Below are 12010 nucleotides of genomic sequence, written 5' to 3'. Positions count from 1 at the left end.
TACAATGGCCGCGAAGAACAAACCGATTGCATTTGATGCCTTATTTTTAGGCCCCAAATCAGAAAATGCCAAACACTTTCAAGAAATCATGCAGGATGTTGTCAGTGAACATATTTACTGGCGTCGTGACTTCCACCCGGAAGATAAACCCATCATCTCGTATAACGAAAAGAACCAGCAGGGATTTAAAGACTCCGAGCAAAAAATGCAGGAGGTTATCGGGGAGGTTACGTCCAAACTCAAGGTAACGTCCATGCCCTGGCACTCTCCACGCTATCTGGGACACATGAATGCAGAAGTTCTAATGCCTTCCATGCTCGCCTATATTGCCGCCATGCTCTACAACCCGAATAATGTTGCCTATGAAGCCTCAACAGCCACATCTCCCATGGAGCTTGAGGCCGGTATGGATTTTGCCCGTCTGATGGGGTACGACCAGGACAAAGCCTGGGGGCACATCTGCACGGATGGCTCTATCGCCAACCTGGAAGCCATCTGGTATGCCCGCAACCTGAAATCCATTCCTTTTGCCGTCAAAGAGGTGCAGCCGAGCCTGGTCGAAGGCATGAGTGACTGGCAATTGTCTAATATGAGCGTTCCGGATATCCTCGATCTGGCAGACAAGGTAAAAGATGTATGGGACGAAATCCGTGACCATTCCTGCCGTGGGAAAGGGGTCAACCTGAAGCAGCTTGGAAAATGGATCGTTCCGCAAACCAAGCACTATTCATGGGTCAAGGCAGTTGATGTCATGGGTATTGGTCTTGACAATGTCATTGAGATCCAGGTGGATAAAAACTACCGCATGGATATACAGGTACTCAAAGAGACTATCCAGCAGCTGGCAGACCAGCAGATACCGGTGATGGGAGTGGTAGGCGTGATAGGCTCTACGGAAGAAGGCGCTATCGATTCCATGGATCAGATTATCGAATTACGCCGAGAATTTGAAAAGCAGAATGTCTCTTTCTATGTTCATGCCGATGCGGCATACGGTGGATATGCCCGGAGTATTTTCCTCGACGAGAACTACGACTTCATTCCTTATGAAGCGCTGAAAGAACGTCTTCACAGTGAAGGTATCATTAATAAAGATACGATAGACTGGCCCTCGAAAAATGTGTACAACGCATTTCATGCCATGTCAGAGACCAACTCTATAACCATTGATCCACATAAAATGGGATATGTTCCCTATTCCGCAGGTGGTATTGTGGTCAGCGACAAGCGTATGCTTGATGCTATTTCGTTTTTTGCTGCCTATGTCTTTGAAAAAGGTGCGGAATGCCCATCGTTGCTGGGAAGTTATATCCTTGAGGGATCAAAAGCTGGTGCCACTGCAGCTGCTGTATGGGCAGCACATCGTGTCCTGCCACTCAATATCGAAGGATATGGTGCCCTCATCGGAGCGAGTGTAGAAGGTGCCCAGCTCTTTTACAAACATATATTGGCAACCAGAGAACTGGACATCCACGGAACAACGGTTCTCATTGAGCCCCTTGTTAAACCTGATTTCAACATGGTTGATTTCGCATTTAACATTAAAGGCAATACAGATTTAGAGGCAATGAACGAACTCAATCTTGCGATCTATAACAAGAGTTCCTATGTCAATGGGCCGGTACTGCTTAATGATTTTATTACATCCCATACCACTTTCTCCTATGACGACTACAAGGACGCACCTGCAGAAATGGCCTCCAGGCTGGGTATCCCAAAAGAACAATGGGATGCAATCCACAGTGTACGCGTAATGCGTGCCTGTGTATTAACACCTTATTTCACAAAAGATGACGTGGCCGAATATTACTGGATCAACTATATCGAAAGTATGAAGCGCAAGCTGGCAGAAATTCTGGCAAAATAAGCACAATCCCGCAGCAAAACCAGGTTTTTCAGCTGTCTTTGCTTTCTTGCCGGGATTTTTGATTCCTCTCTGAGCGCACCTGCGGTCCAGGTGATACGGAGAACACAGGCCGTCACATCCGCTTTTTGGATGTGACGGCCTGTTCGTGTAATACCATTTACATTTTGTAACCACGAATGGACACGAATTTTCACGAACAGGGACAACGCATTAAACGAAAACGTTTGTATCCGAAGTTAAGCCGTACAGTGTACCAGGATTATTATGAATAAAATTGGCTACCACGGAAAACACGGAAGGACACGGAAAACATCAATTACCTCAAAGCAGGCAACAGACCGAATTCAACCACAAGGGCATTCTCTTATGGTTTTTTTCAGTAATAATTCGTGTTTATTCGTGTCCATTCGTGGTTCCTTTTGTCGTTTGTAACCATGAATGGATAAACAGGAGGGTATCTTGAATAATCTTGTATTTCGTTCATATTCGAGGCACAGGAGAAAATTTATTAGAGCAATGTTTGATATCTCGACGTCTCGTTCCTCGCTTTGTCGGAGGATAAATTTTTGACTGTAACGAAGAAGATGGGCGAAAGACTGATTATTCAAGGTGCTCAGGAGACAAAACGGGGTATAATTTAATAGGAATGGTATTATACAGACGAGCACTGTATTGCAGAGATTACTGCTGAAATCGACAAAAGCCATCACACACATTTGACAGACACCATTATGAAAAAAATTATACTTTTTGGGCCAATCATTTGGATATGCCTTATCTCCTTCTGCCTGCCTGCCATGGCTTTGAGCGCAGAGATTCAGTTTACGAAGGAAGAACAAGCCTGGCTTGAAGCGCATCCTGTCATTCGAGTTCAAAATGAAAAAAATGGGGCACCATTGAATTTCTTTGATCATGGAAAGGCGCAAGGTCTCTCCATCGACTATATGGATTTGCTGGCAAAAAAAATCGGTATTCAAGTCGAGTATATTACCGGACCAGGTTGGGACGAGTTTTTGGGCATGGCCAGGCAAAAGCAGATCGATGTTATTCTGAATATTGTTGAAACGGATAAGCGTAAGAACTCCCTGTTTTTTACTGATCAGTATCTTCTCAGAGCAAATCTGCTCACAGGACTTGAGGTTACGAGTGAAACCATATTGGGTGATCTGAACAGGTTTAACCTGCGAATGGGTGTTCGACATGACTGGCCAATTCTTCATTCCATACTGCACAAGGCAATGGTAACCGTTTCGCCTGTCGACATGCGAATACTTCAGAAAAAATGGATCGGCCTTGAAAAAGAATCAGAGACTGTGTTGATAAAACGTGGGGTTCAAACATCGTCAATGCTCAACCTGACTCCAGCAGAAAAGGATTGGCCTGAATTCAGGTCCATTGTTGAAAAGGCCATTGAAGCCATTCCGCCCGATCAGGTGAAACATCTTCGCCAGCAATGGACGCTGGATGAAGTTCAAAAAATTGCTGCGCCCAATGCCGACCCGGCTTCGTATATGCAGATTCTCATATATGGAGTGATTGTTTTATTCCTCCTGCTTCTACTCTCTTTGATTGTTTTGAAGCTTATCAAGACAGAGCGTATTTCCAAGGTCTTTGGGTCACGTCAATTCCGGTTGTATGTTCTTTTGAGTTTGACAGTTTTTGTCATTGCTGTTGCAGTGATTGGCTGGCTTGCACTTGGAAGTATCCGGTACAAAATGATGCAGAACATCGAAAACAATCTGCGTGGCAGTTTAAAAATTACCAACTACGCTCTTGGATACTGGGTCCGGGATCGGAAAAGCATGATTAAACATCTCAGTCAGACTCGTGAATTGTCTGAAATCACTCAGCGTTTGCTTGCAGTACCTCATAATCCCAGGGCTCTCCTTTCTTCGTCAGCGTTGCAGGATGCACGGGCATTTTTTGAGAAGGACTCTGGCGTGTTCAATAATATCGGCTTTTTTATCATTGGTCCCGACTACATCAGTCTGGGATCAAAGCGGGACTGTAATGTCGGAACAACAAACCTCATTGCAGAACAAAGGCCGGATCTCATCAAGCGTGCCTTTAAAGGGGAAGTCCTTTTTGTGCCTCCAATCCGTTCGGATGTGCTTTTTGAAGAGTCAAATTCAAATGAAACCAGGACAATGCCTCCCACCATGTTTTTTATTGGCCCCATTGAGGACAGCCGGGAAAACATCATTGCGGTATTTACTTTGCGGGTGGATCCCTCAAAAGGGTTTACGGAGTCATTGCAGGTCGTCGGCGATTCTTCTTCCCAGGAAACCTATGCTTTCAATAAAGATGGTGTTCTTCTTACCAATAGTCGTTTCGAAAACCAACTGCGGCTTGTCGGATTGATTGAGGAAGGGCAGCCCAGCGCTATGAATGTCATACTCAAAAATCCAGGGGTAAATCTGATGAAAGGAGAAATCCCAACCATAAGCATTGCAGAACAACCACTGACCCTGATGGCTGAACAGGCTCTCTCCGATCAGAAGAAATCCAGGGGCAGTAAGCTCAATGCCCCGGAATTAATCGCGAGAGTAAACATCGATGGTTACAGGGACTATAGAGGTGTTCCTGTCTTTGGTGCATGGCTGTGGGATTCCAATCTCGAAGTCGGTATCGCTACTGAAATTGATATGGATGAAGCAATGTCCAACTGTAAATATGTGCGCAATATTCTGATCACAGTCCTGGGTCTGACGCTGCTGCTCTCAATAAGTGCAACCCTGCTTGTATTGGTACTCGGTCAGCGAGCCAGCAAGCTTCTTGCCAGAGGCAAAGAGGATCTTGAGGACATGGTTGCAAAGCGCACGGCTGAGCTTGCTGCGGCGGAAGCGCATTCGCGCCTGATTCTTTCCTCCATGGGAGAGGGACTCATTGAGGTGGACACCCAGGGAAAAACTACCTTTGCCAATGTCGCGGCTCTCGCCTTGCTCGGGTATTCCGTGGGAGAGATGCAGGGCAATGATCTCCACAACATGATTCATCACAGTTATGCGGACGGTTCTCGCTATGAAAGTTCTGCTTGCCCTATGGACAAGAGCTTTTCTACAGGAGTGCCACGTATCATCAACAATGAAGTCCTGTGGCGTAAGGACGGCACCAGCATTCCGGTTGAGTACTCAGTTACGCCAATGCTGCGTGACGGAGTTATTGTTGGGTCTGTTATCGTTTTTCAGGATGTTACGGAACGAAGAAAGGCTGAACAGGGACTTCAGAACTCCAGGGAACAATTGCAGCACATTCTTGATACGAGCCCGATTGCTGTTGCCTTTTCAATGGACGGTATCATTCACTTCTCAAATCCTGCCTTTGAGGCTCTCTATGGAGTCAAAGTAGGAGATGAATCGCCCACTATTTATGTTAACACCGCTGACCGTGATGAAATGATTGGCATGCTGCAACGGGATGGGAAGGTCTCTAACCACGAAGTGCAGATGTTCAATAAGAATAAAGATATCAGGGATATGCTTATTTCTTATCTTCCCCTTACCTATGAGGGGAAGAATGGTATTCTCGGATGGTTGCTCGATATTACCGAACGCAAGCAGTCAGAACTGGAAATTGCTAAAAATGAGGCAAAATTCCGCATGCTTTTTGAGGCAGTAAGCATTCCCTTGTGCTACTTCAAGAGCGATGGAACTGTTGTAGAGATAAACTCAAAGTTCACGGAGTTATTTGGCTATACATTAGAGGATATTCCAACGGCAAATCAATGGTATAAAAGAGCATATCCAGACCCTGTGTACCGTAAATGGGTCATGGAAAAATGGGGTGTTGCGGTGCAGAATGCACAGGATACCGGGACTGATATTCGTTCTCTTGAGTACGAGGTAACGAGTAAGTCCGGTGAAGTTCTAACTCTTATTATAGCTGGGAGTTTACACGAAGGTTCAATGATTTTTACATTCATTGATATTACTGAACGGAAAAAGATGGAAGCCGCCATGGCCGGGGAGCGTGATCGTTTGCAGGAAATGATGAATACCAGCCCCGTTGGTATCGTCATCTCGGTTGATGGTGTGTTCCGCTTTGCAAATAATCAATTTGAGAGCCAGACAGGCCTCAAAGAAGGCGATGTTGCAGCAAAAGCCTATGTTGACCCTGAGAGCCGTAAGCCCATTACCGAAGATATTGCCAGGTATGGGAAACTCGAGAACCATTCGACACAGTTATATGGAGCAGATGGAAGTATCCATGACATGTTGATCACATATTACAGCTTTGATTATGAAGGGGAAAAGGGCGTTCTGAGCTGGTGTGTAGATGTTACGGAAATGAAAGAAATTGAAACCGAACTCCGTATCAAGTTCGATGAGTTGGAACGATTCAGGAAACTCGCTGCAGGCCGCGAAATAAAGATGATTGATCTGAAGAAAGAGATCAACACTCTGCTTGAAGTGCGAGGGGAAAAAGGAAAGTACAAGATTCATTAGAAGTGCATATAAAAATGGAAATCCGCAGACATACTCCCCGGGGAAATTTTTTCCGACCATCAACATTGATAAAAAAAAACGATGCATCCCACCCCCATGAAGCATAATGATCAGGAGACAAGGTGAAGAATAAACCGCTTTTAATTGCCATCCTTATTTTGATCCCTGGCTGTTCCTGGACTTTCTGCCAGAGCCGTACCCTTTCAGGAATAGTCATCAGTTTTGGGCTTGCATTCCTTGTATTTCTGCTCCTGCAAAGAAACCAGACTATAACTCAGCACAAGGCCCTGGAAAATGAATTGCTTGAACGCAATACACTTTTCAGGGTTATGCTCGCCAATGTACCTGCGACAATTTACCAATGTCTTTATGATGAAAATCGGACACTGAAATTTATCAGTGACGGCGTGGAGCAGCTTACCGGTTATCCTGCATCGGATTTTCTGGAAGGTAAACGGATGCAGACAAGCGTGATTCATCCGGATGATCTGGCCGATGTTGTACATTCTCTTGAGGAAAGCAAGGGCAGGAACCAGTCCTTTTTTGTCGAGTATCGCATCGTAAGAGCAGATGGGAAAATTAGATGGGTCAACGATTCCGGCTGCCTCTCTCCGCCCAATGCCGACGGTATTCAGTATGTAAATGGCGGAATCATCGATATCACAGAGCGCAAACGCGTCGATGGCCTGCTGCGCATGAGACAGCAGGCCCTGGATGCCGCACCTGAGTCGGTGTTCTGGATCAGGGCCGATGACGCCAGCATGTTCTATTGCAATGATCAGGCATGGAAAACCCTCGAGTATACTGAAGCCGAGTTAATGCAATTGCGGATATATGATTTTGATCTGCTTCTTTCTGAGGAGAAATGGGATTCGTTCGTTGCCCTATTGCGGAAAAATAAGTCGCTAACCACAAACAGATTACACCAAACCAGGAATGGTCGAGAATATGCTGTTGAGATATCGGCATCTATGATCGAGTTCGAAGGTGATGAGTACATTCTGGCATTTACTCGCGATATATCTGAAAGAAAAGCAGCAGAGGATGCGTTGCGTGCAAGTGAGGAACGCTTTGCCCTGACAACATCCGGTGGCGGTGATGGTTTATGGGATTTTGACATGTTGAGAAAAATATACTGGTATTCTGATCGGTTCCGTGCATTGCTTGGCTATGAAAATGAGGATGATTATCCCAACAATTTTGAATCATGGAGTGAGGGGTTGCATCCGGATGATCGAGATGCCACGCTTAATGCCTTTGAAGATCATCTTCATAATGGAAAACCGTATGATTTCGAATATCGATTGAAAACCTGGCAAGGTGCCTGGCGCTGGTTTCGGGCTCGAGGAAAATCTCTGCGCGATAACAGTGGACATTCATATCGTGTAGCAGGTTCCATTACGGATATAACGGAACATAAACGTATCAATGAAGAGTTGAAAACACTCTCTCTTGCTGTTTCGCAAAGTCCTGGATCCATAGTTATTACCGATACCAGTGGGGTCATTGAATATGTTAATCCCACATTTACTCAGGTGACCGGGTACACATTTGAAGAAGCTGTCGGCAAAAGCACATCAATTCTTAAGTCCGGCAATACACCGACCGAGGTATACGCAGAAATGTGGAAAGCCATTTCATCGGGCAGAAAGTGGCGTGGGGAGCTTCTGAACAAGAAGAAAAATGGTGATAAATTTTGGGAGTCTGTTACAACCTCGCCAATAATTATTTCCGATGATAAAATCAGCAATTATCTCGCAATCAAAGAGGATATTACTGAACGCAAGAAAATGGAGCAGGAACTTCAACAGCACATTCTTGATTTAGATGAAACCCAGTCCGCCATGTTGAATATGATGGATGATCTGGATGAGGAAAAAGAGAAAGCTGAAGCAGCGACTTTAGCCAAGTCCGATTTCCTGGCGAATATGAGCCATGAAATCCGTACCCCCATGAATGCCATCATCGGCATGAGTCACCTGGCATTGCAGACTGAACTCAATCCCAGGCAGATAGATTATTTGTCCAAAATTGACTCCTCGGCCAAAGCACTGCTGCGCATTATCAATGACATCCTTGATTTCTCCAAGATCGAGGCAGGCAGGCTTGAGATCGAACAGGCCGAATTCTATCTGGAAAATACCTTCAATCAACTTATCAACATGTTGACGGTGCAGGTGGAAGACAAAGGGCTTGAACTCTTGTTCCAGATTGATCCCGATGTCCCCGACAATCTTGTCGGTGATTCCCTGCGGCTGGAACAGATGCTCATCAACTTGGGCAGTAATGCCGTCAAATTCACTGAAAAAGGCGATATTCTCATCTCCACAGAACTGGTTGAGCAGAACGAAGATTCAGCTTTGCTGAAGTTCTCGGTGCGCGATACCGGTATCGGCATGACCGAAGAACAGATGGACAAATTGTTCAAATCATTCTCGCAGGCAGATACCTCGACGACGAGACGATTCGGTGGAACCGGGTTGGGACTCGCCATCTGTAAGCGGCTGGCAATCCTTATGGATGGTGATATCGGTGTAAAATCCGAACCCGGTAAGGGGAGCACATTCTGGTTTACTGCCCGCTTCGGCCTTCACACCCACGATAAAATGAAAGCCAGGGTGCTCGATGAAGATTTCCGAGGTATGCGTGTTCTGGTGGTTGATGACAATCGAACATCCAGAACCATACTTGCGGGTTATCTCGAAAGCATGGGGCTTTCTCCGGAAACAGTTCCTTCAGGGCAGGCGGCCCTGGACATATTGGAAGCGTCCGACAAGACCGGACTTTTCGATCTCGTGCTCATGGATTGGAAAATGCCGGGAATGGATGGCATAGAAGCAACCAGGCGTATCAAGAAAAATCCGAAATTACAGGTTGTCCCGACAGTTATTATGGTCACGGCGTATGGGCGCGAGGAGATCATGAGTCAGGCACAAAAATCCGGTGTCTCAGCATTTCTTATCAAACCGGTCAATCAGAGCCTGCTTTTTGATACGATCATGGAAGTTTTTGGAAAGGATGGGGACAAAACTCATCTGGCCATGCCCGCTGGAATCAGCGAGGTTCCCGGTGTCGACGCCATTCGTGGATCTCGTATCCTCCTGGCGGAAGACAACTCCATCAACCAGCAGGTTGCCACGGAGATTCTTGAAAATGCCGGCCTTGTCGTCGATGTGGCCGACAATGGCCTGAGAGCCTGTGACATGGTGCAAAAGGTCGCCTACGACGCAGTACTCATGGATATCCAGATGCCGGTTATGGACGGTCTTCTGGCAACACAGAAGATCCGTGAAATGGAAAATGGAAAAAAACTGCCGATTATCGCCATGACTGCCCATGCCATGGCCGGAGATCGTGAAAAAAGCCTTGAAGCGGGCATGAACGATCATATTACCAAGCCCATTGACCCGTCGACCTTGTTCAAAGTTCTTGTTGAGTTCATTCCGGCCGGGGATCGAGAGCTTCCTGCAGATTATATCGTGGCAGCCGTATCGCCTCCCGAAAACGGCCTTTTTCCTGCTTCTCTAAACGGCATCGACATTGACAACGGGCTTATACGAATCGGGGGGAACAGGAAACTCTATGTCCGTCTCATTCTGGAGTTTTTACATGACTATTCCGATGCCGTAACTTCAATCCGTGCCACCATTGATAAACACGAATTTGAAGACGCACATCGTAAAGTCCATACACTTAAAGGTGTTGCCGGGAATCTTGGTGCAGGTGATGTGTTCAAGGCCGCCGAATTCGTCGAAAAGGCATTGAGGCATGACGAAGTTCATGTTGCGGATAAGCATCTTGACTCGTTGGCCAGGACTCTGGATGTGGTCATTGGCTCCATCAATGAGTTTGCCAGAGACTATGAACAGGCCAAAGTTCATGATCAGACTGACGAAAGCGCAGATTTGGACCTGGTACACAACCTGGTCCCTGAATTGAAAGCGTTGATCCAAAAGCGCAACCCCAGGGCGGGAAGAACATGCGATGAGCTGGTCCAGGCATTGGGGGGAATGGCAAAAGGTACTCTACAAGGTCCTCTGCATGACCTTCAGAAGCGTTTGGCTAAATTTGATTTCAGAGGGGCTTCCGATGCCCTGGTACGTCTGGAAACCGAATTGGGGTAATGATCCGGGCAATTCATGACGAATACAAGATACAGCTGGTGGTCAGTGTGATTTAATGTATTTTCAGAAGTTTTTCCAATAAGGAGGAAAAGCATTGGTTAAAAGAAGAACAGAAAAGCGGGATATGGCAGTTGGCAAAATGAAGATATTGATTGTTGATGATGAACCGAACAACATCAGTGTGTTGTCAGAAATTCTTATGGATGAGTACGATCTTGCTGTGGCAATGAACGGCAGGGATGCCATCGAACTTGCCCATGACGCCCCCCGGCCGGATCTGATTTTACTGGATATCATGATGCCTGAAATGAATGGCTATGAAGTGTGTACAACGCTTAAAGCAGATGCAGCCACAGCATCGATTCCCGTTATTTTTGTTACGGCCATGATTGATGTGGAAGATGAAACAAAAGGATTTTCCATTGGAGCTGTCGATTATATTACCAAGCCAATATCACCGCCGATCGTCAAGGCACGAGTTGCTTCACATATCGAGTTGGGGCACCAGCATCGAGTCTGTGAAATGAAAATAGAAAAGCAACTCGCCCAGATCAGCAGGGGGCAAAAAGATGCCGTTTACATGCTTGGGCAGGCCGGTCATTACAATGATGACGATACCGGTGTCCATATCCGGCGCATGGCAAATTATTCAGAGGCTCTTGCCAGGGCTGCAGGATGGCCTTTAGAACGACAAAAAATGCTTTTACTGGCTGCACCCATGCATGATACGGGGAAAATCGGCATTCCTGACAACATTCTTAAAAAGCCTGGTAAACTCACTGATGAAGAGTGGGTTATCATGCGCAAGCATACGACTTACGGGCACAAAATTCTCTCCATTGCCACCAGTCCACTCTTTCAAATGGCAAGCACAATAGCTCTTTCGCATCACGAACGCTGGGAAGGCAGTGGATATCCCGAAAATATAAAAGGCGAAAAAATTCCTGAATCAGCACGCATCGTGGCAATTGCAGATGTCTTTGATGCTCTTACAATGAAACGACCCTACAAAGAGGCCTGGACCATCGAACGCGCCATGCAATACATTGCCAGCAGTGGTGGTCATTTCGAGCCGCGACTTGTTGACTTCTTCCTTTCCATAGAAGATGAAATTGTCGAAATTAAACAATATTGGGATAAGAAAGGACTTTCCCTCGATCTTATGGACAGAGGGTGATGTCACTCAGCTGGTTTTTCTTTCTTGCCGGGATTTTTGATCCCCTCTGACCGCACCTGTAGTCTGTGGCCTCTGATAAGTAAAAATGTAGTAGACATTAGTGAAAATTCGTGTCCATTCGTGGTTCCTTTTGCAGTTTGTAACCACGAATGGACACGAAGAACACGAAGGAAAGCAAAAGCGGAAAGACTTTTTGCCAACGAATAACTGCTCGAATAAGGCGAATAAGGGCAAAAAGCATTTGAAAACAAAGAATTTTTCTATTTAAAGCTTATATTTCGCACTTTGTGAAAATATTATTCCTAATACCCACAGATGCTCTCGGCATGGTTAGGTCAGGACTCTCTTTTTTTTCAGCAATTCTGAAATGCTGATCTACTTGCAGAAACTAACCGTA

The 12010-nt window shown here is 45.9% G+C and carries 4 protein-coding genes; all 4 read left to right on the top strand.

Going from position 1 to position 12010, the window contains the following annotated elements; translation table 11 throughout:
* Window positions 1-4: 4 nt before the first annotated feature.
* The 4 genes from JWG39_RS11770 (at window position 5) to JWG39_RS11755 (ending at window position 11613) form a co-directional block, all read left to right on the top strand.
* Entirely contained in the window at window positions 5-1867 is a 1863-nt protein-coding gene (locus JWG39_RS11770) for a pyridoxal-dependent decarboxylase (protein WP_205219607.1), read from the top strand.
* A gap of 731 nt (window positions 1868-2598) precedes the next feature.
* Complete coding sequence (locus tag JWG39_RS11765) at window positions 2599-6312, top strand: PAS domain S-box protein (protein ID WP_205219606.1); 3714 nt, start codon at window positions 2599-2601, stop codon at window positions 6310-6312.
* 122 nt (window positions 6313-6434) lie between these two features.
* Entirely contained in the window at window positions 6435-10436 is a 4002-nt protein-coding gene (locus JWG39_RS11760; RefSeq protein ID WP_205219605.1) for a PAS domain S-box protein, read from the top strand.
* A gap of 94 nt (window positions 10437-10530) precedes the next feature.
* On the top strand, window positions 10531-11613 hold the full coding sequence (locus JWG39_RS11755) for a response regulator (RefSeq protein ID WP_240192111.1): 1083 nt from the start codon (window positions 10531-10533) through the stop codon (window positions 11611-11613).
* Window positions 11614-12010: the final 397 nt, after the last annotated feature.

It is taken from the genome of Desulforhopalus vacuolatus (genome assembly GCF_016918505.1).
GTDB classification, from domain to species: domain Bacteria; phylum Desulfobacterota; class Desulfobulbia; order Desulfobulbales; family Desulfocapsaceae; genus Desulforhopalus; species Desulforhopalus vacuolatus.
Note: the sequence above shows the minus strand (reverse complement) of the source record. Positions and strands in the feature narration are given on the sequence as shown.